At 66.7% G+C, this 820-nt stretch carries 1 protein-coding gene; it reads right to left on the minus strand.

Annotation, left to right across the window (positions count from 1 at the left end; genetic code table 11):
- Entirely contained in the window at positions 1 to 774 is a 774-nt protein-coding gene (locus HHL11_RS26800) for a SapC family protein (RefSeq protein WP_169421667.1), read from the minus strand.
- Between the last annotated feature and the right edge of the window lie 46 nt (positions 775 to 820).

Below are 820 nucleotides of genomic sequence, written 5' to 3' on the forward strand. Positions count from 1 at the left end.
TCAATCATGGACGGCCGCGGGCGCATCGGCCCGTGCCTCGGTTTCAGTTTCCTGCTTCCCGGCCATCCGGGTCCGCAGCCCGTCGAAATTGCGCATGGACTGCAGGTGCAGGTACAGGAGTTCGAGTTCGTCGGTCTTCGCCAGCTCGGCGAGCTTGTCGCCCGGCAGCGCCTTGAGCCGGCCGCGGTTCACCGCCCAGAAGCCACCCAGCGACAGGCGTTCGCCGGCTTCGGTGGAGATCTGCGCCTGCATCGGTTCCAGCAGCCCCAGTTCGCGCAGCTTGCGGCAGAACGCCTGGGTGCGCTGGAACTGCGCCTGGTAGTCCTGCAGGAACTTCAGCACGTTGCCCACGTACGCGGTGGGCTCGCCGTCCGCCCCGAACAGCGGCTGGCCGCGCCCTTCGCGGTTGAAGCCCGGGAAGGATTCGTCCACGCACAGCGTGAAGGTCTTGCCGTCGTTGCTGCTGGAGAACACGAAGGGATAGCGCCGCACGAAGGCCGGGATGTAGCGGGCCTGCCAGGAGCCGTCCGGCGCGAGGAACAGGTTCTCGTTGCCGCGCACGCCCAGGATGACGGCTGGCATGGTTGCCTCTTCCTGGCCCGCGAACACGATGGCGTATTCCGCCGCCGCCGCCGGGAACTCCACCGCCATGAGCTGGACCGAGTTGACGCTGCGCGCGAACGCGTAGTCGGCACCGGCCTGCACCGAGCTGCCACCGTGGCGGTCCCTGGAAACCGGGACCGCCGACTCGTAGAACAGAAGCTGGGTTGTCATCGGTGTTGACGCTCCTTTGTTTGAAATCAGGCTATCACTTCGGGCC

This window comes from Ramlibacter agri (genome assembly GCF_012927085.1).
GTDB lineage: Bacteria > Pseudomonadota > Gammaproteobacteria > Burkholderiales > Burkholderiaceae_C > Ramlibacter > Ramlibacter agri.